General features: G+C 44.1%; 27 protein-coding genes and 7 pseudogenes. 19 read left to right on the top strand and 15 right to left on the bottom strand.

From position 1 onward, the window contains the following. Positions 1–6: 6 nt before the first annotated feature. Positions 7–597 carry a DMT family transporter gene (locus tag LGZ99_RS15825; RefSeq protein ID WP_235184780.1) on the top strand — a complete coding sequence of 197 codons (591 nt, stop codon included), beginning with the start codon at positions 7–9 and terminating at the stop codon, positions 595–597. 125 nt (positions 598–722) lie between these two features. Here LGZ99_RS15825 and ltrA read toward each other — a convergent pair whose 3' ends face one another. After that, positions 723–1,931: a group II intron reverse transcriptase/maturase gene (gene ltrA, locus LGZ99_RS15820; RefSeq protein ID WP_262979338.1), complete on the bottom strand. Its 1,209-nt coding sequence runs from the start codon at positions 1,929–1,931 to the stop codon at positions 723–725. 748 nt (positions 1,932–2,679) lie between these two features. Here ltrA and LGZ99_RS15815 point away from each other — a divergent pair. Next, positions 2,680–2,817 (top strand): annotated as a pseudogene (locus LGZ99_RS15815) (IS481 family transposase); the annotation flags it as partial. 232 nt (positions 2,818–3,049) lie between these two features. On the opposite strand, the gene queF reads toward LGZ99_RS15815, so the two are convergent. The 3 genes from queF to LGZ99_RS15800 are packed head-to-tail and all read right to left on the bottom strand — an operon-like array spanning position 3,050 to position 5,311. Further along, a complete protein-coding gene (gene queF / locus LGZ99_RS15810) occupies positions 3,050–3,883 on the bottom strand; it encodes an NADPH-dependent 7-cyano-7-deazaguanine reductase QueF (protein WP_023043570.1) in 834 nt (277 codons plus the stop codon). 11 nt (positions 3,884–3,894) lie between these two features. Continuing rightward, positions 3,895–4,734, bottom strand: coding sequence for a queuosine precursor transporter (locus LGZ99_RS15805; RefSeq protein ID WP_021324278.1), 840 nt, complete (start codon positions 4,732–4,734; stop codon positions 3,895–3,897). Further along, a complete protein-coding gene (locus tag LGZ99_RS15800) occupies positions 4,721–5,311 on the bottom strand; it encodes a helix-turn-helix domain-containing protein (protein ID WP_023043569.1) in 591 nt (196 codons plus the stop codon). Before LGZ99_RS15800 ends, LGZ99_RS15805 begins: the two co-directional genes overlap by 14 nt. Before the next feature lie 244 nt (positions 5,312–5,555). Here LGZ99_RS15800 and LGZ99_RS24880 point away from each other — a divergent pair, with 244 nt between their 5' ends. The 6 genes and pseudogenes from LGZ99_RS24880 to LGZ99_RS24875 all read left to right on the top strand — a co-directional run. Continuing rightward, positions 5,556–6,077 (top strand): transcription termination/antitermination NusG family protein, encoded by a 522-nt coding sequence (locus tag LGZ99_RS24880; protein ID WP_390894027.1) that lies wholly within the window; start codon positions 5,556–5,558, stop codon positions 6,075–6,077. 8 nt (positions 6,078–6,085) lie between these two features. Further along, a pseudogene (locus LGZ99_RS15790) lies at positions 6,086–6,789 on the top strand (IS30 family transposase); the annotation flags it as partial. 238 nt (positions 6,790–7,027) lie between these two features. Then, positions 7,028–7,726 (top strand): helix-turn-helix transcriptional regulator, encoded by a 699-nt coding sequence (locus tag LGZ99_RS15785; RefSeq protein WP_262979324.1) that lies wholly within the window; start codon positions 7,028–7,030, stop codon positions 7,724–7,726. A 215-nt stretch (positions 7,727–7,941) separates the two neighbouring features. Continuing rightward, positions 7,942–8,376 carry an ATP-binding cassette domain-containing protein gene (locus LGZ99_RS15780; protein WP_315903506.1) on the top strand — a complete coding sequence of 145 codons (435 nt, stop codon included), beginning with the start codon at positions 7,942–7,944 and terminating at the stop codon, positions 8,374–8,376. Continuing rightward, positions 8,376–8,510, top strand: a pseudogene (locus tag LGZ99_RS15775) (integrase domain-containing protein); the annotation flags it as partial. The gene LGZ99_RS15780 and the pseudogene LGZ99_RS15775, both read left to right, overlap by 1 nt. After that, positions 8,509–8,589, top strand: a pseudogene (locus LGZ99_RS24875) (hypothetical protein); the annotation flags it as partial. The pseudogenes LGZ99_RS15775 and LGZ99_RS24875, both read left to right, overlap by 2 nt. Before the next feature lie 149 nt (positions 8,590–8,738). Here the strand turns inward: LGZ99_RS24875 and LGZ99_RS15770 are convergent. The 4 genes from LGZ99_RS15770 to LGZ99_RS15755 all read right to left on the bottom strand — a co-directional run bounded on the left by LGZ99_RS15770 (position 8,739) and on the right by LGZ99_RS15755 (position 10,811). Next, complete coding sequence (locus LGZ99_RS15770; protein ID WP_021324282.1) at positions 8,739–9,029, bottom strand: hypothetical protein; 291 nt, start codon at positions 9,027–9,029, stop codon at positions 8,739–8,741. A gap of 227 nt (positions 9,030–9,256) precedes the next feature. Beyond that, entirely contained in the window at positions 9,257–9,742 is a 486-nt protein-coding gene (locus LGZ99_RS15765) for a MaoC family dehydratase (protein WP_262979323.1), read from the bottom strand. 60 nt (positions 9,743–9,802) lie between these two features. Next, a complete protein-coding gene (locus LGZ99_RS15760) occupies positions 9,803–10,177 on the bottom strand; it encodes a 3-methyl-2-oxobutanoate hydroxymethyltransferase (protein ID WP_023046147.1) in 375 nt (124 codons plus the stop codon). A 19-nt stretch (positions 10,178–10,196) separates the two neighbouring features. Further along, on the bottom strand, positions 10,197–10,811 hold the full coding sequence (locus tag LGZ99_RS15755) for a LysE family translocator (protein ID WP_262979322.1): 615 nt from the start codon (positions 10,809–10,811) through the stop codon (positions 10,197–10,199). 110 nt (positions 10,812–10,921) lie between these two features. On the opposite strand from LGZ99_RS15755, the gene LGZ99_RS15750 reads away from it, so the two are divergent. Further along, positions 10,922–11,374, top strand: a complete 453-nt coding sequence (locus tag LGZ99_RS15750; RefSeq protein ID WP_031281544.1) for an Lrp/AsnC family transcriptional regulator — start codon at positions 10,922–10,924, stop codon at positions 11,372–11,374. Positions 11,375–11,515: 141 nt separating this feature from the next. Here the strand turns inward: LGZ99_RS15750 and LGZ99_RS15745 are convergent. From LGZ99_RS15745 to LGZ99_RS15735, 3 genes and pseudogenes are all read right to left on the bottom strand, one after another. Then, positions 11,516–11,943: pseudogene (locus LGZ99_RS15745) on the bottom strand (IS5/IS1182 family transposase); the annotation flags it as partial. Positions 11,944–12,200: 257 nt separating this feature from the next. Further along, positions 12,201–12,512, bottom strand: coding sequence for an addiction module antidote protein (locus LGZ99_RS15740; protein WP_021324288.1), 312 nt, complete (start codon positions 12,510–12,512; stop codon positions 12,201–12,203). 2 nt (positions 12,513–12,514) lie between these two features. Continuing rightward, a complete protein-coding gene (locus LGZ99_RS15735) occupies positions 12,515–12,832 on the bottom strand; it encodes a type II toxin-antitoxin system RelE/ParE family toxin (protein WP_021324289.1) in 318 nt (105 codons plus the stop codon). A 286-nt stretch (positions 12,833–13,118) separates the two neighbouring features. On the opposite strand from LGZ99_RS15735, the pseudogene LGZ99_RS15730 reads away from it, so the two are divergent. Further along, a pseudogene (locus LGZ99_RS15730) lies at positions 13,119–13,523 on the top strand (IS6 family transposase); the annotation flags it as partial. 272 nt (positions 13,524–13,795) lie between these two features. Continuing rightward, positions 13,796–14,029 carry a hypothetical protein gene (locus LGZ99_RS15725; protein ID WP_021324291.1) on the top strand — a complete coding sequence of 78 codons (234 nt, stop codon included), beginning with the start codon at positions 13,796–13,798 and terminating at the stop codon, positions 14,027–14,029. A gap of 50 nt (positions 14,030–14,079) precedes the next feature. Here LGZ99_RS15725 and LGZ99_RS15720 read toward each other — a convergent pair whose 3' ends face one another. The 4 genes and pseudogenes from LGZ99_RS15720 to LGZ99_RS15705 form a co-directional block, all read right to left on the bottom strand. Continuing rightward, positions 14,080–15,192, bottom strand: a complete 1,113-nt coding sequence (locus LGZ99_RS15720; protein ID WP_021324292.1) for a histone deacetylase-like amidohydrolase — start codon at positions 15,190–15,192, stop codon at positions 14,080–14,082. A 425-nt stretch (positions 15,193–15,617) separates the two neighbouring features. Continuing rightward, positions 15,618–16,165, bottom strand: a pseudogene (locus LGZ99_RS15715) (hypothetical protein). 126 nt (positions 16,166–16,291) lie between these two features. Next, positions 16,292–16,588, bottom strand: a complete 297-nt coding sequence (nadS, locus tag LGZ99_RS15710; protein WP_046975160.1) for a NadS family protein — start codon at positions 16,586–16,588, stop codon at positions 16,292–16,294. Between the two features lie 81 nt (positions 16,589–16,669). Continuing rightward, on the bottom strand, positions 16,670–16,993 hold the full coding sequence (locus tag LGZ99_RS15705; RefSeq protein WP_262979320.1) for a type II toxin-antitoxin system RelE/ParE family toxin: 324 nt from the start codon (positions 16,991–16,993) through the stop codon (positions 16,670–16,672). Between the two features lie 487 nt (positions 16,994–17,480). Here LGZ99_RS15705 and LGZ99_RS15700 point away from each other — a divergent pair, with 487 nt between their 5' ends. The 8 genes from LGZ99_RS15700 to LGZ99_RS15665 all read left to right on the top strand — a co-directional run bounded on the left by LGZ99_RS15700 (position 17,481) and on the right by LGZ99_RS15665 (position 24,986). Then, positions 17,481–18,146: a hypothetical protein gene (locus tag LGZ99_RS15700; protein ID WP_262979319.1), complete on the top strand. Its 666-nt coding sequence runs from the start codon at positions 17,481–17,483 to the stop codon at positions 18,144–18,146. 2 nt (positions 18,147–18,148) lie between these two features. After that, positions 18,149–18,886 carry a TIGR03759 family integrating conjugative element protein gene (locus LGZ99_RS15695; RefSeq protein WP_262979318.1) on the top strand — a complete coding sequence of 246 codons (738 nt, stop codon included), beginning with the start codon at positions 18,149–18,151 and terminating at the stop codon, positions 18,884–18,886. Continuing rightward, entirely contained in the window at positions 18,865–19,464 is a 600-nt protein-coding gene (locus LGZ99_RS15690) for a transglycosylase SLT domain-containing protein (protein WP_390894026.1), read from the top strand. Before LGZ99_RS15695 ends, LGZ99_RS15690 begins: the two co-directional genes overlap by 22 nt. A 5-nt stretch (positions 19,465–19,469) precedes the next feature. Continuing rightward, positions 19,470–20,006 (top strand): integrating conjugative element protein, encoded by a 537-nt coding sequence (locus LGZ99_RS15685; RefSeq protein WP_262979317.1) that lies wholly within the window; start codon positions 19,470–19,472, stop codon positions 20,004–20,006. Further along, on the top strand, positions 20,003–20,611 hold the full coding sequence (locus LGZ99_RS15680; RefSeq protein WP_390894025.1) for a restriction endonuclease: 609 nt from the start codon (positions 20,003–20,005) through the stop codon (positions 20,609–20,611). Before LGZ99_RS15685 ends, LGZ99_RS15680 begins: the two co-directional genes overlap by 4 nt. Continuing rightward, the gene (gene traD, locus LGZ99_RS15675; RefSeq protein WP_262979336.1) at positions 20,611–22,773 is read left to right on the top strand and encodes a type IV conjugative transfer system coupling protein TraD; all 2,163 of its coding nucleotides are present in this window, start codon (positions 20,611–20,613) and stop codon (positions 22,771–22,773) included. Before LGZ99_RS15680 ends, traD begins: the two co-directional genes overlap by 1 nt. Further along, a complete protein-coding gene (locus LGZ99_RS15670) occupies positions 22,754–23,506 on the top strand; it encodes a TIGR03747 family integrating conjugative element membrane protein (protein ID WP_262979315.1) in 753 nt (250 codons plus the stop codon). The genes traD and LGZ99_RS15670 overlap by 20 nt, the downstream gene beginning before the upstream one ends. Before the next feature lie 583 nt (positions 23,507–24,089). Next, positions 24,090–24,986, top strand: a complete 897-nt coding sequence (locus LGZ99_RS15665; protein ID WP_021324377.1) for a type IV toxin-antitoxin system AbiEi family antitoxin domain-containing protein — start codon at positions 24,090–24,092, stop codon at positions 24,984–24,986. Positions 24,987–25,142 lie beyond the last annotated feature (156 nt).

Raw genomic sequence — 25,142 nt, 5'->3', positions numbered from 1 at the left:
CGTGTTATGAGTAACACTTTTTATCAAAGGGCTGAATGCTATGCACTAACGGCAGCGGCGCTTAATGGCACAATTGGTGTGTTGACATATTTCGGGCTCAACGCTGGGGCCAGTCACCATCAGGTGGCATTCTGGAAGTGTTTTATCGCTTTCTTGATATTGGTGGTGTATTGCCTGGCGAAGCCTTCTGAGCGGCGTACGTTGTGTGCTTTACGACACAAAAGTCACCAGTTTGCTTTGCTCGCTTTCTTCGGGATTTTCTGTTTGTACTTCTTTGAAACTTGGGCGTTCAAGGAAGCGTCTGTTCCGTTAGTCTCTTTCCTGACCTATGCTGCTGGTGGTATCACGCTCATCCTGTCGTCGCTGTTTTTAAGGGAGAGAATGAACATCAACAAGTGCCTGTCGTTTGTGTTGATCATGGTGGGTGTCTATTGCTTGTTTAGTTTCGCGGGACAGACTTCTAGCAGCTATATTGGCATTCTGCTGGCACTGTTGGCTGGACTGGGATACGCTCTGTTCATCTTTCTTTCCAAGCAGGGCTATCAGGCGTGGCAGCTCAGTGAGGCGAATTCAGCTAAAGAAAGCATTAATCAATAAGAATATCGCCATGTTTGAGTGGATCCATGTTCATATCAAGTCATTTAATTGGTCGAGTAGCCCGAGGGGATCTCACCCGCAGGCCCTCACGCAACCGGACATGAATCTCTCGATTCATCCGGCTCCTATCGTCCAGTCATACCAGCATGAGTAATCGGCCAATGAGCGAATAGACTAGGCCACCGCGCGACTACACGCTTTAGCCATGCCGTTGCCCGTGAAGCGCTACCCAGCCGTTTATATTTCCGTTTTGCCCATCGCACAAGAGCATAGTTCAGTTGATCCAAAACCGGAGCAAGCTTCGATCTATAAAATTTGCCATAGTAGTTGATCCAACCCCGTAAAACAGGGTTGAGACTATTAGCCAGTTCCTTGATCGATAACTGTGTCCATCGGTGCGTTTTCCATCTTCGAATTTTCTCCCGCATCGCCTTAGCTGCTTTCACACTGACAGCAGGTAGAAAGCTGAGGAACAGCGTTCCATCCCGACGCTGTGCACATCGAGGTTGGAACCTGTACCCGAGAAAATCAAAATGGATCACCGGATAATCTCCTCGTCTTGTGCCATCTTTGCAATAAACTACCTTCGTCTTGTCCGGGTGCAGTGTTAATCCACACTCAGTGAATCGCTGGCCAATGTCCCGAAACAGCCTTTCGGCTGCCTTTTGCGATTTGCAGTGAACAATCACATCATCAGCATAACGCTCAAATGGCTTGTTCGGGTGGTTGCGCTGCATCCATTTGTCAAACGCATAATGCAAAAACAGATTGGCTAAGAGCGGACTGATAACCCCACCTTGTGGCGTACCCTTGTCCCGAGACTGAACTGTTCCATCCGGCAACTGAACGGGAGCACTAAGCCATCTTTCGATGTACAGTACCACCCACTGGCACGATGTATGTTTCCGTACTGCCCGCATAAGCAATTCATGATCCATACTGTCGAAGAAAGCCTTGATATCCAGATCAACAACCCAATCGAAGTGCCAACACCGACGCCGGGCAACGCCGACAGCATCAGTAGCAGCCCGACCGGGTCGATAACCATAGGAGTTCGGGTGGAAGTGAGGTTCTACTTCTGGCTCCAGTACCAGTTTGACGACCATCTGTGCGATTCGATCTGAAACAGTCGGAATGCCCAGTGGTCGTGTACCACCGCCGTTTTTGGGAATATCTACCCGCCGTACCGGTGGCGGAAAGTAACTCCCGGATGCCATCCGATTCCAGAGTTTGTAGAGATTTGCCTTTAGGTTCATCTCAAAGTCTGTGATCGACTGGCGATCCACACCCGCACTTCCCCTGTTCGCTTTGATACATTGGTATGCTTTCCACACGATGGCTTTGGAAATATTGAATGACTTTACCTTTTCCAACGGAATCCTCCCATTGCTGGTTGTTCTGTCTTGAAGGCTGAACGATGCAGCCCCTTCGCTCCAATCCCATTACAGGATCTTCCTCACTACTACGGACTGCTCCGCCCCTGTGCCTCGCATCGGTACTCAAATCCTTACGGGGTCTCCGCTTGGATCGCTCCCTTAGCATCGAGGCGACAGGTTCTCACGTTCCGTATCAAAGCTTGTACTCAGTTCACGCCATCTCTATGCCGGTCGCCACTTGGGCAGTAAACAGGGCATCCCCCAAGCTGATCCTGGAATGCAGCTAGTCTCCAGTTTTGACGACATCTTATGCTTTCGACACCTCAACGATGGTTCGTTTGCACTCGTCTCCTGAGCACCTACCTGACGCATTTACCTGCGCCTTTTCCTTGACGCTCACTACAACAGCTCTTTACTGATGCAGCTCAAGGTGGTTTGGAACCTGCGCCTGTACGCCGATCCCGAGGGACCCGCCCTCATCTTTGATACAGCATTGCACCTGAAGCTTACACTTTGGTGCATTCGTGACACACTAGCGGCTTGCATTTGAAAATCGCCATGCTTGCAATTATCACTTTTTTTCTTGCATTAAGTGACAACAAAACTGCTATTTATTGTTTAAAAAATAATGGATAACGAACTGGCTTAGGTATTTAGTCCCAGATTTTGATGGTATGATAATTTCCATTCAATCGAAGAAGCAATTATGGGACAGATTTTACACCGGTGCGTCACAACGACTGAGGCAATGCGTCGAGGAATACAAAATAGTCAAGAAAGCCTAAAAGTCCTTGCTGAACGTTATTATATTAATCCCAAGACCGTGGCTAAATGGAAAAAACGGGGTGGGAAAACATCGAATGAATTATTTAAGGTAATATGAACATGCTTACTTCCAGATTAACGATGTTGCACTTATTATGTGAATCTGCCAGTTAATTTGATTGTTCTTTTTGATTGAATGGGCTTAAGTTTAGCTCACTCAGTATCTTGAAATGAGGTTGAACTGAGCCAGATTTGCCACTAATATTTATCTGCAATCCCTTAAAAGAGTAAAAGGGATTGCAGCATATTAATTATTGCCTTGCTAGTCGGAAATGGGAAGGTTTAAAAGGTGTATTGCTACGCCAAGGATTAATATCTAGGCCTCCTCTGCGAGTGTAACGAGCATAAACTGCAAGGTATTCTGGTTTACAGAAATAGTTCAGGTCATTAAAAATACGTTCCACACATTGCTCATGGAACTCATTGTGTTGTCTGAATGATACTAAATATCTAAGAAGTGCTTCCCTATTGATACGACGACCCTGATAATGAATCTGAACCGATCCCCAATCAGGTTGATTTGTAATGAGGCAGTTCGATTTCAGCAAATGGCTGACAAGCGTTTCTTCTATATACTCATCACCTATTGCATTGTTCAGGTAAGCATTACTGAATCTAAAATCCGCGATATTTATATCCTGATTATCAATGCATACCCCTTCAAAGTTTCCAGCCTGTTGAACACTGATGTCAGTAACAGGATAGAGTTCTAATGCTACGTTTCCAGAAGCGCAATTTTCGAGATCGTTAACTATGGTATTATGCACATCGTCCCAGTTTTCAAAATTTGTCTGATTCAGGCTGTTTAAATAGAGCTTGAAACTTTTAGACTCTATCAGATTTTTACTGTGAGCATTAATGGACACTCTTCCTGTGGCAACTTGTGGTAAACCATTTTTATTTAACCAGGATAGCTCATAAAGATTCCAGATATCCTCACCATACTCAGGTGTATCCTTAATTGATAAGGATGATCTGCCGAGAGATCTGGGGACACCATGAAGTAAGTCTGGTGAATATTTTTCTGGATAAGTTGTATCTTTACCAAGTGGTAATTCTGAAATAGTGAAATGGGAATCGCTCATTTTAGCTCCTTTTATTTCTGGTAAATAAATTTATTAAATAGATATCTGAACATGTATATAGGTACGATGCCAATAATTGCATAAATGAGTTTAATAAGAAGCTGACCTCCAATCATACTCCATACCATATGTTGCCCCAGGTGGTGGAAAGCCATGTTTATAAATATAAAACTATCAACAAAGGATGATATGATCGTGCTAGTTATTACCCTGAATGGGAGGAATCTGGCCTTTGTCAATAATTTTAGCCGGTAAAGAAGATAAGCGTTTGTGTGTTCAGAAACTATGTATGATACAGATGAGGCAAACAAAACTCCCATCATATCGAACACAATACTGTTGAAACTGGAAGAAAATTCCCAATTATCCAGTGCCGGTATTTTCGTACTTAGGTAAAGCAGAAAACAAAATGTAAGGTTATTCAGAAAAGCAGAATTAATCGCTTTTCTTGCAAAACGTAATCCATAAAATTCGTTAAGTATATCTGAAATTATATATGTTAATGGATAAATGAATATGGCGGCAGGAACTGTTAATCCAAATACATGGGCTGGTTTTATACCAATAATGTTAGATGATAGATATAACACTGATAAAAAGATGCAAAGATAAAGATATAAAAACCAATTTCTTTCGTTTCGCTCCTCAAATTCATAATATGATTTTGTTGTTCCACTCGAGTATAGCTTTCTGTATATCTCCTTATTTTCCATGTGAGAGAGATTTTCAATTATGTCGCTTTCTACAATTTTATCCAAGGGAGACGTGAATGTTTTCCCTGTTGTAGTCACTAATATTATTGCCTTTACACACTTTCCCCGTTTAAATCCCATTAACTTAAATTTTCTCATCAACCCTTTCCTCAATAATATAACCAATCAACAAGTCGTCAGAGACTATTTCACCTTTAATCTCAATGTTTTTATTCCTAATTGTTACGAGTAATTCATCATCATTACCCTTAAAAAAACGGCGAACAAATAACATCTCGCCACGAAGATAGTATGGTTTTTTATCTGATTCTAACTTGATGCAAATGATGTTCCTTTCATTTGTGTAACAGTATGTGTTATCACACTCAACGATTAATTGGCTAATTTTTCTTGAAAATTTTTTATGAAGTTGGCTTTCTTTTATGATGGGTACGCTTATAGGGTTTATGTTTCCGTCAGGATTATTCTCTGATTCTTCTATGGAAGCAATGTCGTGCTCTTCCAATAGTTTTACAGAAACGCCAAAGAAATTGGCAACTTTTTCTACTGTGCCTTTCTGTATGTTTTTTATCTTGCCATCAAGAATCTTATACACAGTGGATCTTGTTACACCTGACTTTTCTGAGAAAGATAATTTGGACTCTTCTCTGCTTTTTATTAAATAGTTAATGTTTTTAACTATATTATCTTTTGTTTTTTTGACAGGTAAGGGCATTTTCCATTCTCTAATGCGTTTCGGTAATCCAGCAATTCTATTCTATTAAGAAACTATTTAAAAATCAAAAGGATTCATGAAAAAGGACAGTTTGTGTGTGTTTTTGTGTTTTAATCTGGTACGATTTCCATTGATAACTGTATTTTCTTTATTTCAATTTTTCAATGTAATGTCAGACAACTCCCAACTGGTACGAATTGGGCGGAGGAGTTGCCTGTCCTACAAGTTAAATCTGGGTAACTATATGAAATCGTGGTATATTCTCTATCATCATGAACGCCGTTCCCCTTCAATAATGAATACACTCTCTCGAGAGGGAGTGGAATGTTATATGCCCGTCAGGGAATGCTTTGTTCCTCGTTCAGATCGCAAGTCATTGCGTAGGGCAAAACCCAAAGCTTTGTTTCCTTGCTATATGTTCGTTTTTTTTAATCCTGAAGATATTCATACAACCAAGATATCGGCGATTGATGGTGCCATTGGGTTTGTCCGATTCGGGAGTTATCCCTGCAAAGTACCTGAAAGCATTATTGCTGAACTTAAACTTTGCTGCCCAGAGATGTTGAGTGCAAATAATGAATGCCTCGAGTTCAGGGATCCTCCCGATATTTTGTCAGAGAACACTCACCTTCTAAGTACGGTTCTAGCAGGAAAATTAAAAAGGGAAATCAGAAAGGTAATCGAAATTCCTGATGGATATTTACGTTTAATGGCTCTGCTTGATCTTATTGGTATTAGTGAACAACACATTAAGCTTACGGCCTGAGATTTATGTTTTGGAAAGACTTAAGCCCTGAACAGGTGGCTGATTATTTGAAGCAACATGAAGGGATATCTTTGCATCATGAGACGATTTATCAAGATAAAATAGAGGTGGGTGATTTATGGCAACATATGCGAATTGCCAGAAAACCTTATCGCAAGCGCTATGGTCGCTGTGAAAGAAGAGGTAAAATTAAAAATCGGGTCAGTATTGATGAACGCCCGGAAGTTGTTGATAAAAAAGAACGTATTGGTGACTGGGAAGGAGATACGATAATAGGGAAAGATAAAAAAGTGTATTATTAACACTCGTTGACCGCAAAACGCTGTATATAATTATCGTTAAACTTGATAGCAAGCGGGCATCAGAAGTCTCGAAAGCGGCAGTGAAAGTATTATGCCAGTTAAAACAAATGGTTAAGACCATCATGTTCGATAACAGTTTGGAGTTCGCAGATCATGAAATCATCAGTGAAAAATTAGAAACCCAAATTTACTTTGCTCACCCTTACTCGCTTTGGGAAAGAGGGAACAATGAGAATATCAATGGGTTAATCAGACAATCTTTTCCAAAGGGAACCGATTTTAATGAAATCTCTGATCAGGAAATAAATTTTGTGGTAAGCCGAGTAAGTAATCGCCTCCGAAAAACACGGGGTGGGAAAACACCAAATGAATTATTTAAGAGAATACGAACATGTTTACTTCAAGATTAACGATGTTGCACTTATTATGTGAATCTACCAAATAATTTTATTTTGAATGTTTAATTGAACGATGTAGAAGGAATATAATGCGTAATCCTCATCGATTATGTGTACTTTTTCTTTCTGTTATACTGTCTTTTCCGTTATTTGTTATTTATGATAAATTTTGGGCATTATTATCTGCTAGGATATGCACTTATATATTAAATGATTTAATGAAAAATAATGTTTTAAGGACTGCTTGTATATGATTCAATCGAGATGCAAAAATTTTCCTTTAATTACGCATCAATTAACAAATATGTGGGATAGAAGCTCTGAACTGTGGTTTGTAAAAGATAGAGAATGTCGTTTAATTTACGCAAACAGAGCATTTATTCAAGTTAATAAACTCCCTAAAAATTTTGATGTTATTGGATATTCTGAAAAAGAACTACTCACACCATTTAGTCATTTTGCCCATTTGTTTGAAGAGCACGACAGTAAGGTCTTAAAGCATATGCAGAAAATATCAGCCATAGGGATTTACCCAGTAGAGAAAATTAAACGATTTAGATCTTATTTTTATAACAAGTTCCCATTAATGGATGAAAATAATCAATGTATTGGTGTAGCTTCTCACGCCAGAGAAATAGAGTATTTTGCAATATCTCATTATATTAAACACCATATGTTTATTCCTGTTAATTTTAGGCCGCCGAACGATATATTAAAAGAGAAAGAGTGGATAGTCATTTACCTGTTTTGCTGCGGCCTCAATAATAAAGATATAGCTGTAGAAATGAAGATATCATGCTGTACTGTGGAAAAATGTTTTGAAAGTATCTATGAGAAATTATCTGTCGGATCAATTATAGAATTAAGATGCCTTTGTAAAGAAAAGGGTTATGACCTATATGTTCCGCCAAAATATTATCAAGATGTGGGTTATTTTTTATTAAATTAGTTTAATGTCTAGTGAGGGGAAAATCCATAATTACCGCGCCACATCCGACTCTACCTGTTTGCTGCATGACGACGACATGAAGGCCCTCTTATGGCAAGTCTATGGTGGTTTGCCATTTCGAGGGAGGGGTTGGCTAAGGTATTGACTTGGCTGGCTGTCAATACCTGACGCCTTGCCTTCGCTGTTTTGTATTCTATCCGGTGAAATGAGAGAAAATGACGGGTAGGTCAGATAATCACAGAAGCTTTCGGCAGTTCTTCTCTGCTGTTTTTTCTGATTTTCATTTGTTTGAAGAGCTACTCACTTTAGATTCACATATTACTGATAAAGCCACTCACTACATTCAGAAATTGGGCATGGATCATAAAGTAAAAGTAGTAGATGGAAAATTCTCTGCCATAAATATATCCACTGGTCAGCGTAAAAGATTAGCTTTAGTATCTGCTTATTTAGAGGATCGTCCTATTTATATTTTTGATGAATGGGCGGCAGATCAAGACCCAATTTTTAAAAGAGTGTTTTATACGGAATTATTACCTGAATTAAAGGCGCGTGGCAAAACCGTTATTGTTATTACTCATGATGACTCTTATTTCGGAGTGGCAGATAGAGTAGTGAAGTTAGATAATGGACATATGAAGGATATCTAAATAAGATGGCAGCTGTTCGGGCAATATTGACTATAGCTGGAAGATCTAAATTAGCTAATCCTCATCACGAACGGTTAAGTAATCATGCTCTCGGGTTATCCGGGGCCAGTCGGGAGGGGACTAAAATAGCGATGTTCACGTTCCTCAGTCAATCGCTGGATAAATTGGTTTACATTATCTGGCTTGGAAGGGTTAAAAAGCCTGCTGGCAGGTCTGGCATTTATCTCCACGTTTTACTTTACTGTCGTTATTCTGGGCATTTCCTTACCTTATGTTTTATACAGCTACGGTTTTGACAACTGAAAATTATAAGAAAAAGGCCTGTATGCCAGGCCCGTTAAGTTTCACTGATTAGCTTATCATCAGCGATAGTACTGGTGTTTTCTTCTGGAGTTGTGCTTCCAACTTCTGGCTACATCATAAGCATCAGAAGGATAATCATCCCAGGGGTCTGCCAGTAGCTTTCCACGCGCAGCTCTCAGCTTAAGTGGATAACCTTTATACACAATAAGATGTAAATAATAATAGCTCTTTTCCTGCCTGGTACTGAAGCGTTTGTGTAACCAACTCTTCAGTAGAGGGTAATAAGCCCAATCACGGCGAATGCCTGAGAACACCTCAGAGTACTTATACTGTTGTTTCAGTTTTTTCATAATACTTCCAGATTAATTAACGATACCTAGAAGTGATCCTCTGCGTAGTAATTCATAGTGCCTCCAAGTACTAACTATAATTTTATATTATTTAATTACAAGCATCACATCCGGTAGTTGGGGGCCTGAAGGTAGTCTTGCAGGCTAGTCACGCAACCCCTTCTTTGTCTGGTTGAAGTCATGCCCATGATGAATTTGCGCTGAGTCTGCCAATCAGGGCGGAAGTTTTATGCGTAAGGGTTTGTGACGCCGTTGGTAGGATCGCCCTCGGCGAGCATCTCAACTAGGCGTTGTCGTTCGCTCTCATCGGGCAATACACCCGTTGTCTCTGCCTCCAGAACGGTGATTCCATCGCCATTGATGACACGAATCTCCGCCTTGGCACGTCCTTTCTCGTCACTTTCGAGAATGACCCAGTCACAGGTCAAGGTTTCGTCGGCATAGATAGGTCGCTTAAATCGGAACGACATACTCATTGCAAGCCAGCCAATCTGGCCGCCGATTTCAGTGATCAGACTCGCTGTGAGGAGGCCGTGGGCAATAGGAGCCCGAAGACCTTTGAGCTTCGCATAATTGCTATCGCAATGTACCGGGTTGTAGTCTCTGGAAAGACTCGCGAAGGATACTATTTCCTCGGGGGTGAAACGGCGCGTTATCGTAAATCGATCTCCTATACGGAGCCCTTCGGCAGCGAGCTGCCTGATGTTTGTCATGGATGTTCCTCGTAAAGTAGTTTGAACATGTCAGCCTTAGGTTTGCTTTTGAACGGCATGCTATCTTGAAGAATTCGTCAGAAAGAATGCTCGTCTCCGGGAAAAGTACCACCTTCTACGATAGGAGCCAAAAGGTAAATCTGCAATCACCAGTGCACGTTGGGTGGAACGAGATACGGTACGCACAAGGGGAATAAGGTCATTGACGGTAATTGGCAATGAGGTGTCATATCCAAAGATGTTATTGGACGCCGAGTCGCCGACCAATAGCACTGGTATACCAGCCTCTTCAAAGATGGCCGCAGTGTACATATCGTAGTTGGTAAGCATGGCCCATTTGTGGCCTTGTTCTTTCATTTCCCGAAGATGCTGAATACGAACCTTACCAGTGTTGCTGATCGGATTTTTTCCATACGGGGAAATCTGTTCATCCATCTTAATCTCCTTAAATTTTCTAAATTACTGTTTCGGCCAGAAGCACGAGGGCAATACCAATCATCGCCGCACCGGAGATCCGGCTCACCAGCTTCGCAGCAGCAGGTCTAGTTTTAAGAACTACCCGAGAACCGTAACCAACCAACAAATAAACAACGCCACAACTAACTATATGGATACTCCCCAGGGTCAATATTTGTGTAGGCAGTGGCCATGAACTCTTCGGGTCGGAAAATTGTGGAAGTAGAGCCAGAAACAATAAAAACACTTTGGGGTTTAAACCGCTGACGCCTACCCCCTTCAGTATCCACCGCATGGCGTTATCTGGTGTGTCAGTAAGTTCAGTGGTTGGTACCGCAGGATTGCGGATTAAACCAACCCCAAGCCAAAGCAGGTAACCGGCACCTACGATGGTCAGCATGGTCAGTGCGAGGGGCATATTCGCTACCAAAGCGCCGACACCCGCAGCAACTAAACCGGTAGCTGCCAAATGACCAAGCAACATGCCACTAACAGCTGGCATAACCATTCTGCCGCGAATACCCGCCGAGATGGCATACGCCCAGTCCATCCCAGGGGTGATAACAAACAAGAAAGACACAGCCCAAAACGTTGCCAGAACACTCGGAGACACATTTAATCCCTCATCACCGCTAAAATATAATGGGAAGAATATCCCTGTTTTGATAAAATGTGCTTCCAAAATAAACCCAAAAAGACAGTAAAGATGGAAGTAAAATGGCAATTGATAGTTTTGATAAGAAAATTCTTGCGGAGCTCCAATTGGATGGCAGGCTAACAGTGACAGAATTAGCCGAAAGAATTGGTTTGAGCTTGTCACCCTGCCACCGCCGCTTGAAGGCTCTAGAGCAATCAGGTGCGATACGAGATTATAGAGCTCAACTTGACCCGCTTGCCCTTGGGTTGAATTTCTCAGCATTGGTGTTCGTGACGATGAGGGATGGCAACCAGACAAGCGTGGCTAAGTTCGAGGCCGCTGTTATCGATATACCCCAAGTTATCGAAGCAAGACGACTGTTCGGCGATCCTGACTACATGCTAAATGTGGTGGCAAAAGACCTTGAGGCCTTCCAGAAGCTTTATGACAATCAGCTCTCGGCTATGCCCGGCGTGCAGCGCCTGACTTCCACGCTGGTCATGAAGAGCGTGATCCAGAATAGGGCGCTTCCATTGTGATGAATCGGGATACACCTAGCCTTGTCAGAGCGATATTTTAATCAATTTAGGAAAGTTGAGTAACCAACATACAACATCGTGTTAATCAGACCGCTGACAAACTTCGTTGAAAAGAACGAGGTTTGTTTTTTTCATGATGAAAGGGGCCGTAAAATAGCCCGCATCCAACCCAACCGCGAGGGGAGCCAGGGAGAATCTCTTGAGCTGACGCGCCAGGCACCCAATAAAAGGCCGGCTGTCGTGGACATTGCCCGGTGTGGCGTAGGTATCGGTGATGATGCCGACTTTCCCCTCCACGTTACGATGGTCAATATGAAAGAACCCCCTGGGTTTATTGGTCCGGTGCATAAATCCGCTTTCCGGAGCAGTGATACTGACCTTCGTCTTTCTCTGCCGCTCCTTCATGGCTGGTTTTAGGCTTTTTTTCCCGACGCGGCCCGGTCTTCATTGACGGCCTTTTCTAATGTCTTAAGGTAGGCACTGGGGGGCACAGAACGCAGTTCGTTCTTTGATTTATGCGGATTGGCACTGGCTTTCAGGTGGGTACTGTCAGTATAGGCAAGCCAACCATACATCAAAATGAGTGTTGCAAAAACGGGGGTGACCATAGATTTTATGCTCTCGGTTGGGGTATATGTTTCTGTTTGGAATCGTCTCAGAAACCACGTTAAGAAGCTAATTTATTGTTTAAACTAATTGTATAAACATAACTGCGCTTTTGCGCGGCATTGACTAACAGTTTTTCCCGTTCGGCCTAATATAAGGCTGATGTGGGTCGAAAACCGTCGTTAATCACAGGCTTGACGGTTATAATTATCTGGCAGAATTAAGCCATTAATGCGATATGAGAGAATTGAAATCCTGTTGCTGCAACGACGTTACGCAAAGTTTTCAAAGTCGGATTGCCTTTAGGCGACAGCGTTCGGTACAGAGTCTCTCGTGAAACACCTGCCTTATCTGCAATCTGTGCCATTCCTCCTCGCGCTTCTACAACATGACGTAATGCCATAAGAAATGCTTCCTGCCCACCTTCTTCATCCATGTCAACAAATGCCTGATGCAGATAATGCTGAGCAAACTCAGGATCTTCACGGAGAAGCTGCACCATTGCATCATCATGTAAACGTGCTTTGGCCATAATCACCTCTTCAAATAGTCCTTCAGACATTCAATCGCCTGATCTATATCGGCGTCTTGGGTTCGTTTATCGCCCCCAACTAACAATAACACCACTTCACGACCAACTAAGCTGTAATACACTCTGTAGCCTGGCCCCTGATCTATGCGAAGCTCCCAGACACCCTCTCGACAAGGTTTATGATCACCAAAATTTCCGGTAGCCATTCGGTTAACCCGTGACGAGATTTTCGATTTCGCTATAGGGTCACGAATACCTTTCAGGAACTCCATATACAAGTCACGGTTATCGGAGGTGAGATAATGTTTGATCGTGTTCATATAAATTATTGTATCTTTAAAGCTACGAACCTGTCAATGTAGCATCTTTCGGTACGAATAATGGGGTTATCGGGTTACTCATATGCCTACAGGCACTGCATTTGAATTTGATGCCCGGGGTAACTCAATTTTGCATGTTGAATTTTTTATCGTCATCCTCTCTGGTTTTGCACAGCATGCTTCTCGGTATCAGGTAATCATATGATTAGACTCTAATCACAACTTGAATAAGTCGCATTAAGCGCTGTTTGGATAATATTGCATTTTTTTATTGGTTGAACTGACGATGTCCCTGATTCGAGAAGCGTTCAAACGCCGGCACTATCCTGTTGATATCATCGCTCAGTGTGTTCGCTGGTATCTAGCCTATGCGCTGAACCTGCGTAATCTGGAAGAAATGATGGCGGAGCGTGGGATTGCCATTGATCATTCCCCCCTCTCTCGTTGGGTTCATCGTTTAGTTCCGTTGATGATTAAACGCTACCGGCGTAGTAAGCCCGCTGTTGGGCGTCGGTGGCGAATGGATGAAATCAAAATCAAAGGACAATGGAGTTACCTTTACCGGGCAGTGGATTCGGGCGGTAATACAATTGATTTTTTGCTGACAGCTCATCGGGATAAGAAGACCGCACTGCGTTTCTTTAAAAAGGCGATGCGTCAGCATGGGCAGCCTGACGTGGTGACCATAGATTTTATGCTCTATATGAACGCATCCCGTTTGCAAGACAAAAATTACTCTGACATCGATGGTAGATTGCAGCTCTATATCCGGCCTTATTGCAGCCAGAGCTGCGGGCCTCTATGTAATCCGCTGACTGGCTCCTCACTCTCCTAACGAGCTTTAAGCTCAGAGCATAAATCAGGTTTAGCAAGTCACGGTCTTACCTGTCTTTGTCATCATTATCATTGCCTTAGCAATCTTTCTGCATTCATCCTTGTAGTTAACATTCGAGCCGAAACCAAATGGTGAACGTGATACCCCCGAAATTGAACTCATTGTGGGAGCCGACAGGTTGGAGCACCTGGCAGGCAACAGGTTTACCGGAGGCCATACTGACAAATTGCAGAAGGAGACCAACCACCGGGGGCGCAGGCGTCGGCGAGTTTGCAGAGATGAATGACGGAACACAGGAGATCCGGAGGGGCTGTCTGGGTGACTGGGCAGCTCTACTCAACCACCGCCCCTTATTTTATTAGCCTTATAGGTTTGCTCCCAAGCTATGTGGAGCAAACCTACGCAATAAAGCTTAAAGACCGAATTTTTCTTTAAGTTTATCAAGCTGCTGTTGTTGAAATAGCTCAAATTCAGCTCTTGGCTGCTGCAAGCGTATAAAATCTAACATTGGATCTTTGACTTCAGTACGAATGCCACTCATCTGTTCAAGTACAGCCAATCCACAGAATGGTACATAAGACTCCGCATACCCGCCTTCATGAACAACGACTAGTTTTCCGTCGCATAAACTATTAGCTGTCTGTTGCACTAGCTGGGTCAGCTCCCGAAAACTTTCACTATGGAGCTGCATCCTTGCCAAAGGATCCACCGCATTCGCATCATAGCCACAAGCAACAATAATCAGTTCCGGTTTAAAACGTTCAAGCGCAGGAAGTACTATCTGTGTCATTGCATAGATATAGCTATTATGTCCAGCTCCAGCAAGTAATGGGATATTCAGGTTATAACCTATCCCTTCACCTTCCCCGATATCATCTTCACCGCTGTATCCTGGGGGAAAACAACCATCCTGATGTAGCGAGATGGTCAAAACATCAGAGCGATCCCAATAAATATACTGAGTACCATTACCGTGGTGAACATCCCAATCAATAACCGCAACTCGTTTTAAATCAAAACGTGCTTTTGCCTGTTCAATTGCCAATGGGATATTTGCTAGAAAGCAAAATCCCATTGGCTTATCAGGCAAACAGTGATGACCTGGTGGTCGAGAAAGGCTGTAAGCATTATCAAACTCACCGCTAAGCACTGCTTCCACCGCAGCACAAGCAAGGCTGGCTGAGAGCTTAGCAATTTCATAGCTTCCCGGTCCCAAAGAGGCTTCTATACCAAGCATTCCTCCACCATTATCACTGACTTGCTTAAACTGCTTCAGATACTCTTCAGGATGAATTTTACGTAGTGTTTGCTCATCAATAGTCGATGCCGAAGAAAGGTGCAAAGAGTGGCTCAAACCAGATACATCCATCAAATTTTTCAACCGCCTTTTTGTTTCCGGCGATTCAGCATGTGCAGTGCCAGAAGGAGGCTGAACCCAACCACCGACAGGAAGAGTCGTTATATGCATGCCAGTACTATGCCAAAAACAATGTTCATCAAAGAAAAACCCCGTTTTTCGTCTCATCATCCCTTCCTTTTTCTATTCAATTAATTCACATATCATTAGCATAATTAAAAATACAAAAACAGATTAAGATACCGGGTCATGTCGGGTTTTGATATTGGTCAATATCCGTATCAGCTGCATTCGGGTGGGTGTTCTGAAACTCTTCGGGTGTAAATCTATGGTCACTCCCGTTTTTGCAACACTCATTTTGATGAATTTTGGGCTTACTTAAATCTATCCGGCGTCATTATAGGCAAGGATGTCCGCTCCCCAATGAGTTACGCGCCTGATGCGCCTAAAAAAACCGTTCGGCTTCAAAGAGCCATTTTTATGCTTAGGTTCATCATCAGGCCGTTCATGTCATCAATAATCAGTCTTCGCAAAACCAGATGGGGAATCGGTTTAAATCAACGATAACGTCGCTGCTTAGGGTAATTTTATCGTTATCTTTCAAACACGGTTTGTCGTGTTGTTATGGCCCAGGCTATACGCGCTAACTTGTTGGCGAGCGCACAGGCCACAATATTCGAATGTTTTCGTTCAAGTTGAATTCTAACCCAATCCGCTAATCGCCCTGATTGGTGGTCAATACGTTGTATAAAAACGCGGGCGTATTGGACTAATAGCAGCCGGAGCTTTTTATCTCTTCGCTTACTGATACCGAGCAAGATATTTTTCCCTCACGTGCTGTATTGACGGGGAATCAAGCCTGTTGAGCTTCAGTTCTGGGTTGAACAAAACGTATTGAAGGACGTGAGGCGGCTTCGCAGGTGGCTTCGGCATCAATAAAATCATTTATTCGTCCTACCATAAAATGAGCGCCGGCACAAGCCTCCATGACAACGGTTGCTGATGGGCAGTTAGCTAAAAATGCCATTAACTGGGTTCGAGTGAATTTTTTATGGGGAAGGGCTTTACCTGATTTATCCTGGCAGTGGATATGAAAGGTATGTTTGCCGAGATCGATACCAATAAGGGTGATATTATTCATGGCGATGGCCTCTTGCAAAAGAAATCACCCTGCCAACATACGCCTACAGGACAGGGTGAGGGTGACCATCTCATTAACAGCAATTTTTACCTAAGCGTTCTAGACAATTAGCAATGCTTTTCTAGCTCAAATAGATCTTAACGTGTCTACGATATTCGGATTTTTCTCTATTAAAAATAGCATCTTCAATGCGACCCCTGATGGTATTCTCTGGTTTTGTTCCCAACTTTGTACCAGTCTAATGCTCACCCCTACCATTTCCGCAAACTCGGATTGTTTCATACCGAAATTTTTGCGGATTAATTTAACATTAGGGATAGCATGACGGTGAACATGTTCAGGCTTAGGCTGAAATTCACCGTTTTCTATAGCGACCATCTCATTTACACTACTCAAAAGCTCTTTAAACATGTTTTCTTCCATAATTTATCCTCAATACGTTAGATCATTCCCTGGAAAATTTAGATATAAAATTGGAGAAGTTAACCGCCTGAAGGCTGCATTTTATTTCATATGCTGAACAGCATTTTTCAATTGTGCTTTCTGATCTTGTGTCAGGTCTTCTTGTACATTTTTCGGATAAATAAACAACAAATACAATCGACCACTTAACGTCCTGACATAGTAAATAACTCGTACCCCACCGCGCTTACCCATCCCTTTGCGACCCCAGCGAATCTTTTTGCACCCACCAGTTTGACTAATCGTGTCGCCATGTTCGTGATACTTCAACAAGTAAGTTTGAAGCTCCTGAAACTCATTATCTTTTATGAGTTCTGCTCTAACCCTACTGAAAGCGGTAGTTTCGATAAATTCCAAATAATCCATCGTAACTGCTGTCTATGATGACATCATACTGACACGCTGTGTTACTTTTCAAGTAAAAAAATGACACTACGTGTTAGTTTGGCTAAATTTAAATCTTTTCAATATATAATATGTGTGGTTTATATTAGACCTTCATTATTGGGGGGATAATTTTCATTTTTTCATGTTGAATTTTTTATCGTCATCCTTTCTGGTTTTGCCCAGTATGCTTCCCTGTATCGGGTAATCATATGATTAGACTCTAATCATGATCTAAATAAGTCGCATTTCTGTGTCTGCTGTTTTGTCAGGCAATCCGATAGTACTGAAAAGTATGCCAGGCACAGTGCTAAATAAAACAAACAAGGATGTTGTGTGGTATGACAACTGAAATGCCTCCTCTGTCGCCGACGTCTGAAGCTGAAATTAACAGCTTGCGGCAGGCGGCTTCTCAAAGACCCAATCCAGGTTGTTGTCGTTAAAAAAATGTCTGGGGTATCTGTCAATATTGCTTGTTATTGTCAGCATCGCATTTCTGGCATTCGTGGTACGGCAGCAACATCATCAGTTAGTAGAATTTCAGTCATTGATGCGAAATGGATCATTCCGACATTTGCCTGATGAGGTGCAAAAGCTGCATGAACGGCTTGATAAAGCGGATACCGGCTTTGTCTCCCGTCAGGACTGGCAAATGCAAAATGACCGGTTTCATCAGGCATTGATAGCGCAACAGGGAGCCGTCAACGACCAACAGAAACCACTGGTACAGTCAGTGACTGATTTAAGCCGTGCGCATCAGGATCTTACCGAAGCAGTGAATGTATTGAAAAATACCGGGAAACAGCAGGAAATGCGCGTTGACGCATTAATCACGTGGAAATCTCAGCAGGAAAAGCATTCTGGCAGAAAAGTTGGCATACCTGGCCGGGAGGTTCTTCGAACGAAGAAACGGATAGTGGCTCCTTTCATGCTTTCTGGTATTGAACGTCGGGGAGAACAAGTTTATGCCGTTATTATTCCACGAGACACAAATCCTCATTCCCAAATATCTCAAATGCGTTTACTGACTCCGGGTGAAAGTGCATTTGAGTGGACGTTGGTCAGTATCTCCGATCATCAGGCTTTGTTCCAGGTACAGGGGCATCGTCAAACCCTGTCAGTCAATGGAGGGTAATGATGAGAAAAGATTTTTTCAGCCAGAGGAAGGGGTTGGTGCTAATTGGCGTTGTTATGTCTCTGTCAGCTTCGGCGGCACAGGTTGCTATCTCTGAACAGACAGAAACGGGAATGAAAGCGACTCAGAAACAGGTCACGCAGGCTGAAAACCACCGTATTCAGGCGCAAATATGGGGACTGACAGAAGCAGAGTTTCAGCGTTATCAGCAATTGATGCAGGGTAAACGGGGCATTCAGTCTCCCGGGCTCGATCCGTTGAGTGCATTGGGTATTGAGGCAGAAACAGTACAGGAGCGTCAACGTTATGCAGAATTGTGGGTTAAACAGGAATATGTCCGTACTGAAAAGGAACTGGCGTTCCAGCGGGCGGTGGATGCGGCCTGGAAACGTCTGGCACCGAATATTTTGCCGGTTAATTTAGGCAAGGGGGCCGGAATCGCGCAGGGTAATCAGGGGCGGCTGGCGTTGTTTGTGAAAGATGATTGCGCAGCCTGTGATGCCCGGCTGGCTGCTGCCTTGTCAGCTGACCGTGAGGTGGATATTTACCTGGTGGATAGCGAAGGCAACGATGATGTTTTACGTACCTGGGCAGGTAAACATCATATTCCATCAGAAAAAGTCCGTAGCCGAAAAATCACACTCAATCATGACAACGGGCGCTGGCGACAATTTGGTCAGGGGAAAATGCCGGTCGTACTACAACATGAGAATGACGGATGGCGTGTGGTGGCATTTTGAGTCTCGCTGTGGCGGGCAGCTTTTTTTGGATGACCGAAAGTATGGCCGCGGCGGTAAAACAGGTCGTTCCGCCTGGGTACCAGCAGATGGCGCGGGTTCATGGTGTCCCGGCTGAAGTGCTGTATTCGCTGGTATTGGCTGAATCGGCAAATTGGCCGTGGACGCTCAATGTGGCCGGAAAGAGTTATCGTTATGCAACCCGGCAGGCAGCCTGGCAGGCGTTACAGGGATTTATGCGTAGCGTACCCCTCAAACGTATTGATGTGGGTATCGCCCAAGTGAATTTGGGTTGGAATGGCCATTATTTTCGCTCTTACCAGGACGCATTTGACCCCTATACCAATCTCCATGTAGCCGCCCGTATTCTGAAAGCATGTTATCAGTCTAAGTCCAACTCTGGCAGTTGGTTGAATGCGGCAGGCTGTTATCACCATCCCGCTGGCGGTCAGCCCGCGAGCAAGTATCGGAAAATCGTCACACGTAAGCTAAGTACCCTGGAGACCCGATATCCTGTTTTGTCCACTAATATTACTGTGGCTAATACGACACTGACCTGGATTGAACCGAAGGAAAAATAAAGAAGATGTTAATCCTTAACTTAACCTGTTATCGCTGCCGTTTATTTTTAATGGTGATGATATTGACACCTTGTTCTCAGGCTGCACTTACGGTTGTGGCTGATTTAGGTGGGCAATCCACGTCAGCGTATTTTGATGTCATTAATGCTCAGGACAATGAACTGACGACTTCTTCAAATACGGAGGTGATCCCGCCAGATTTAACCGAAGGGGGCATGTTACCCGTGGAAACGCCGGAATTGTCTCCTGGACCTGTTGACGCTCGTCCGTTGCAATTGCCGGGAATGGGGGCGTTGTTCATGATTGGGGATGATGCCCGGTCAAAACAGTGGTTGAAGAAAAATTTGGTTGGTCTTCGGAAAAAGCAGGCGGTGGGGTTGCTGGTCAGTGTGCGAGATAAAACACAACTGGATGAACTGCGTCAGCTTGCAGAGGGATTAGTATTGGCACCCGCTTCCGGCAGTGATTTGGTCCGGCGGTTGAACTTGCGGCATTATCCAGTGTTGATTACCGATACTGGCTTAACCCAGCAGGTGCGTTGATGTGGCCCCGTCATCCGGTATTAGACACCGTGTGGCAGCAGGGCTGTCCAGCATGGTTACTGCTACTGGTGGGGCTGTTGCTGACGATTGTGGTGTTGTGGCTCAACATGCCTTCATTATCAGCCCGGTCATGGCGTCATCGTCACTACCAGGCACAGGCTGCCCGTATTCTGGTTCGGTTACCTCAATTAGCGGGAGATGCACAACGCCTGAGATATTTACGCAAAATCAACCCGTATGTTTTTGAAGAGTTATTGTTGTTGGCATTCGAGCGTCAGGGACTGACCGTCATCCACAACTGTCGCTACAGCGGTGATGGTGGTTTGGACGGTCAGGTGTTTATCGCCAGGCAGCGTTATCTGATTCAGGCCAAACGTTACAGCCAGTTTATTGCAGCCCGTCATATTCAGGCATTTGGTACGTTGCTTATTAAAGAGCAATGTGGTGGCTTCTTTATTCATACCGGCCGCATCGGCCCGACAAGCCGAACATTACTGAAATCGCATCCACGTATTCAGCTTATCAGTGGTCAGCGCCTGCTTGATTTGCTGGCAGAGAAACGAGACTGGCTGTGCCCTTCACATTTTCAACAGTCATGTTATTGATGAGTGATCGCTATGTGATTGAAACCCTGTTGCGTCCGGCGGTAGAACTGAATACGGCTGTGGTTGCAGCGGTAGCCGCGGGGATTTGTCTCTCAGCCCCCTGGGCTGTGGCGCTGTCACCGTCGGTTAGTGATGTCACAGCGGTGGGTTTTGGGGTGTTGTCCGGTATCCGGTTTCGGCAAGGGCTGCGGGTCCTGCGTTACCGGCGTCATATCCGGCGATTGCCCCGTTATGTGATGGCCAGTCACCAGGTGCCAGTCAGCCATCAGCGGCTATTTCTGGGGAAGGGATTCCTCTGGCAGCAGAAACACACTCAACGTTTGCTGGATACCCTGCGTCCGGAAGTCGAACGTTATGTTCAACCTCCCCGGTATTATCAATTAACGCGGTCATTTGAGCGGCGGTTTGAGTATCAGTTACCTGCTCTGTGCCGTCTGACACAACGTGATTCTCCATGGAACCCGTTGAGGCCATTGCCGCCGGTTGGGGGCAATCCGGCATTGCATGGTATTGAACCGGATGAAGTCAATGTGTCAATGGATTTGCGTGAGCGGGTCGGGCACATGTTAGTACTTGGCACAACCCGTGTTGGTAAGACCCGTCTGGCAGAGTTGCTTATCACCCAGGATATCCGGCGGGGTAATATTACGATTGTGTTTGATCCGAAAGGGGATGCAGACCTGCTCAAACGCATGTGGGCGGAAGCGCATCGTGCCGGGCGGGAAGATGAATTCCATGTCTTTCATCTGGGCTGGCCGGATATTAGTGCTCGCTACAATGCTGTTGGACGTTTTGGTCGGGTTTCAGAAGTCGCTTCTCGTATAGCAGGACAATTGAGTGGAGCAGGTAATAGTGCCGCTTTTCGTGAGTTTGCCTGGCGTTTTGTCAATATCGTTACTCGTGCTTTGGTGGCACTGGGGCAGCGACCAGATTACACCCTGATATTACGTTATGTCACCAATATTGGGGAACTGTATGAAACTTATGCTGAAAAAATTATCAGGCAACGCCTGCCTGTGTTATGGGAACAGGTGAAAAAAAGCCTGGGTTTGCTGACGGAAGACGATTTGCCACGCAATATGCAGGGGCAGGCGAATGCAGTGAAAATCTGGGCGATTGAAATGGCATTAAGCTCAGAAGTGGGGAAAAAACTCTATGATCCGATACTGGACGGGTTGCGCAGTGCGGTTCGTTATGATCGCACCTATTTTGACAAAATTGTGGCATCCCTGTTGCCATTACTGGAAAAGCTGACGACGGGGAAAACAGCTGCACTGCTGGCACCGGATTACACGGATATGAACGATCAGCGTCCCATCTTTGACTGGCAGCAGGTGATACGTAAGAAAGGTATCGTCTATGTGGGGCTGGACGCTTTATCGGATGCAGAAGTGGCTTCGGCAGTAGGCAATTCCATGTTCGCAGACTTGGTTTCCGTTGCTGGTCATATCTACAAATTTGGTCTGGATGATGGCTTGCCAGAAGGTAAAACGAGAAAACTCCCCATTAGCTTACATTGTGATGAATTCAATGAACTGATGGGGGATGAGTTTATTCCGCTGATAAACAAAGGGGGTGGCGCAGGGATTGAGGTAACCGCTTACACCCAGACCTTGTCTGATATTGAGGCCCGTATTGGCAGCAGTGCTAAAGCAGCACAGGTAACAGGAAATTTTAATACCCTGGTTATGCTGCGGGTCAGGGAAAATAACACCGCCGAGCTGCTAACCCGCCAGTTGCCAGAGGTGGAAGTGTACACTAAAACTTTGGTCTCTGGGATTACCGATATCTCCAGTCCGGAGCAGGGCAGTCACTTTACCTCTAATACTCAGGACCGGGTTAGCACGATCAGAATGCCGTTAATTACTCCCGCCGAGGTGATTAATCTGCCGAAAGGTCAGGCATTTGCTCTGCTTGAAGGGGGACGATTATGGAAGATCCGGATGCCGTTGCCGGCAGCCGATGATGATGACCTGATGCCGGAAAGTTTGCAAAAAATCGCTGATGATATGCGTAAACATTACCGTACCAGTGAATCCTGGTGGTCGGGTAGCGCAATGCCAGATGACAGACAGGTTGACCTGAATGCGGTGTTAAAAACTGCTGTGTTGACTGATGACTCTGATATGGAGATGGCAGATAATGGCACAAGCGAAAACTGAGTCGCCGCAGACACCATCGAAAAAGTCAGGACCATTAAAAACGGTTTTGTGGGATTTTCCGTGGATGTTTATTGGCTTGTTGCTGGCTTCGTTGTTTTTCAGTCTGGTGATTGAATATTTTGGGATCGCCTTTTTCTGGCCGGAACAGGGAGAGAGACACAGCCAGCAAGTTATGATCACGAAAAGCGGTTGGTTGTCTAAAGAATTTACCCGCAGCTTACTGTTATCAGAGCCGGCTACTACGCTCAGTATCGGGTTAAAATGGAGTTATCAGTGGGTGTTTGTAGACAGTGGTGCACTGGACTGGATTAACCAACAGCATACAGTACAAGCTCGGAGACACTATGAAATGGTGAGAGAGTTGAGCGATTGGAGTGTATGGCTGGCGGAAAGTTTGCGGAAGTACCTGCTGGCAACAGTGTATGTAACGATAACCTTTATTATCCGGCTCACTATCCTGGTATTGTCTTTGCCATTGTTTGTGATAGTTATAGGCGTTGCTGTAGTTGAAGGACTAAGCCGACGTGACCTACGGCGTTATGGAGCCGCTTATGAGTCGAGTTTTGTTTATCATCATGCCAAACGGTTTGTGAAACCGGCGTTTTGTGTACCCTGTCTGTTATATCTCTCTTGGCCATCGGCTGTGTATCCCAATTTATTATTGTTACCCGCAGCTCTCCTATTAGGGCTTGCTATTACCGTGATGATGAGTACTTTTAAGAAATATCTTTGAGGTAAAAGCGGTATGATGTGGATTTTTGGGTATTCCCATAGGATTGGTTTGGAAAATCAGTGTACTCGACTATGAGATTTTCAATGAGCTTAATGACTAAGATGATCTGGTGCGTAAATTTAGCATTTCTATCCAGTGGACTTACATTAGATTGACGAACTTTTAAAAGGGAGTTGGAATTGTTTTTAGAATAAATTATTCAATGACTAATAAGAATGAGTAAGATATATCAATCAAGTCTGCACGATTAGTCAGATGGTAGATTGAATATGATCTCTCCACGTTATGTTCCATCTGTTCTTATTTTTCAGGCGTAGGAAAAGAGATTGTAATTTACCTTCCATAATTTTCTTCTTTATCCAAGCAAATATTTGCTAGTAAGTGGTTTAAGGATTTACTGTTGCTCCGTTCTGCGGGCTAGCATTGACAACCCGACAGTATCAAAAATACCAACTTATTTGTCAAGATATTTAATATTATCCATAATTTCATGAAATTAGATGAGCATCAAGGAAAATAACTATTTGACTTTTTACGCCTACCTATGTATAAGTCCTAAGGACTTATACATAGGTAGCGTTACATGATGAATGAAACTATTCCTCTCCGGGAAGCTCTGCGGCGAACATTACTCAACAAGTATGATAACCCAGCGATCGGATTACATGAGTTCAACAGGTTTATCTACACCTTATACCGTGATAAATCATTTGAGGGTGTACGGATTGGGAAGATATCAGCTCCAGAGCCGGATAGCAGAGTCCTGGATATCACACTGAGTGACTTAAAGACTCAAGGAATTCTTTCTCCTGTGATTGAGGGCGTGGTTTACCAAATCAGTAACAAGGATCAGGCGAGCGCACAGCAGATTGCCTGTAGTATCACTCCTTACTCCTATTTGGCCTATTTGACGGCAATGGAATGGCATGGCATAACGGATCGTATTCCTCATATCGTGCATTTAGTCCAATCTTCTCAAGCACAGGCCAAAAAATTGCTGAATGAACAACTCGCTCAAGAGTTTCCAGGTATCAGTGATATTCATCCTTTGCTGCCGAAGAAAGTGTCATCCGTAGGGAAGATCGATGGCAAGGAGTTGCTCATTCATAATAAGAAAAACTTCGTGATGAAGCGAGAGCTCTATGGTTCAGGGGGGATAAGGGTGACTAATATTGGTGAGACCTTTCTTGATATGCTCAAAAAGCCTGAAATGTGTGGCGGTTTTATGCATGTGATGGAGGTGTTTGAAGAGTATGCAAAAGAATATCTGCCTTTAATTGTAAAAACCGTTGAGAAGGATGGAAACTCCATTGATAAAGCCAGAGCGGGCTATATTCTGGAAGACGTTTGTCACCTTAAACACCGAACGATAGACACTTGGAAGCGGTCGGTTCAACGTGGTGGAAGCCGGAAATTAGTGGCCTCGCAGCCGTACAAAGAGGTGTACTCAGAAGTCTGGTGCATATCTCTCAATCTTTAGAACAGAAAAAGTGGCATATGGAATACTCAATTGAGCAGTGGGTTGCAGAAGCACCGAAGGATAGGATCACTTTTCGACAGGCAGTCCATATCGTTCTTCAGGCCATTGCGTCCAGCGACTATCTTAAACCCAAGATGATCATGAAAGGTGGGTTGC

This window comes from Photorhabdus temperata (assembly GCF_025384845.1).
In the GTDB taxonomy this organism is placed as follows: domain Bacteria; phylum Pseudomonadota; class Gammaproteobacteria; order Enterobacterales; family Enterobacteriaceae; genus Photorhabdus; species Photorhabdus temperata.
Note: the sequence above shows the minus strand (reverse complement) of the source record. Positions and strands in the feature narration are given on the sequence as shown.

Coding starts and splice junctions, on each gene's coding strand:
- LGZ99_RS15825 (WP_235184780.1), top strand. CDS start 7: ATGAGTAACACTTTTTATCAAAGGGCTGAATGCTATGCACTAACGGCA.
- queF (WP_023043570.1), bottom strand. CDS start 3,883: ATGAGCGATTCCCATTTCACTATTTCAGAATTACCACTTGGTAAAGAT.
- LGZ99_RS15805 (WP_021324278.1), bottom strand. CDS start 4,734: ATGAGAAAATTTAAGTTAATGGGATTTAAACGGGGAAAGTGTGTAAAG.
- LGZ99_RS15800 (WP_023043569.1), bottom strand. CDS start 5,311: ATGCCCTTACCTGTCAAAAAAACAAAAGATAATATAGTTAAAAACATT.
- LGZ99_RS24880 (WP_390894027.1), top strand. CDS start 5,556: ATGAAATCGTGGTATATTCTCTATCATCATGAACGCCGTTCCCCTTCA.
- LGZ99_RS15785 (WP_262979324.1), top strand. CDS start 7,028: ATGATTCAATCGAGATGCAAAAATTTTCCTTTAATTACGCATCAATTA.
- LGZ99_RS15780 (WP_315903506.1), top strand. CDS start 7,942: ATGACGGGTAGGTCAGATAATCACAGAAGCTTTCGGCAGTTCTTCTCT.
- LGZ99_RS15770 (WP_021324282.1), bottom strand. CDS start 9,029: ATGAAAAAACTGAAACAACAGTATAAGTACTCTGAGGTGTTCTCAGGC.
- LGZ99_RS15765 (WP_262979323.1), bottom strand. CDS start 9,742: ATGACAAACATCAGGCAGCTCGCTGCCGAAGGGCTCCGTATAGGAGAT.
- LGZ99_RS15760 (WP_023046147.1), bottom strand. CDS start 10,177: ATGGATGAACAGATTTCCCCGTATGGAAAAAATCCGATCAGCAACACT.
- LGZ99_RS15740 (WP_021324288.1), bottom strand. CDS start 12,512: ATGGCCAAAGCACGTTTACATGATGATGCAATGGTGCAGCTTCTCCGT.
- LGZ99_RS15735 (WP_021324289.1), bottom strand. CDS start 12,832: ATGAACACGATCAAACATTATCTCACCTCCGATAACCGTGACTTGTAT.
- LGZ99_RS15725 (WP_021324291.1), top strand. CDS start 13,796: ATGGTGAACGTGATACCCCCGAAATTGAACTCATTGTGGGAGCCGACA.
- LGZ99_RS15720 (WP_021324292.1), bottom strand. CDS start 15,192: ATGAGACGAAAAACGGGGTTTTTCTTTGATGAACATTGTTTTTGGCAT.
- nadS (WP_046975160.1), bottom strand. CDS start 16,588: ATGGAAGAAAACATGTTTAAAGAGCTTTTGAGTAGTGTAAATGAGATG.
- LGZ99_RS15705 (WP_262979320.1), bottom strand. CDS start 16,993: ATGGATTATTTGGAATTTATCGAAACTACCGCTTTCAGTAGGGTTAGA.
- LGZ99_RS15695 (WP_262979318.1), top strand. CDS start 18,149: ATGAGAAAAGATTTTTTCAGCCAGAGGAAGGGGTTGGTGCTAATTGGC.
- LGZ99_RS15690 (WP_390894026.1), top strand. CDS start 18,865: ATGGCGTGTGGTGGCATTTTGAGTCTCGCTGTGGCGGGCAGCTTTTTT.
- LGZ99_RS15685 (WP_262979317.1), top strand. CDS start 19,470: ATGTTAATCCTTAACTTAACCTGTTATCGCTGCCGTTTATTTTTAATG.
- traD (WP_262979336.1), top strand. CDS start 20,611: ATGAGTGATCGCTATGTGATTGAAACCCTGTTGCGTCCGGCGGTAGAA.
- LGZ99_RS15670 (WP_262979315.1), top strand. CDS start 22,754: ATGGCACAAGCGAAAACTGAGTCGCCGCAGACACCATCGAAAAAGTCA.
- LGZ99_RS15665 (WP_021324377.1), top strand. CDS start 24,090: ATGATGAATGAAACTATTCCTCTCCGGGAAGCTCTGCGGCGAACATTA.